Genomic DNA, 237 nt, shown 5'->3' on the forward strand with positions numbered 1-237 from the left:
CACCGATGTAGATGGAGACACGCTTTCATACGAATTGGTTGAAGAAATCGATGGTTTCACTCTAAACCCTGAAACAGGCGAATGGAGCTTCGATCCAAGCGATGAGGCTTACGCTGAACTTGCGGTCGGCGAAGAAGCAGAAGTTGTCGTATCGGTTGTGGTATCTGACGGCAACGGTGGTACGACACAACAAGACATCACGTTGAATCTTGTTGGAACAAACGACGGCCCAGTGGC

At 49.8% G+C, this 237-nt stretch carries 1 protein-coding gene; it reads left to right on the forward strand.

All coding sequences use genetic code 11. From position 1 onward, the window contains the following. Window positions 1-237: VCBS domain-containing protein (locus ACUM5Y_RS15625; RefSeq protein WP_445976309.1), on the forward strand; the 237-nt coding region annotated here is incomplete at both ends.

This window comes from Marinomonas dokdonensis, assembly GCF_052747885.1.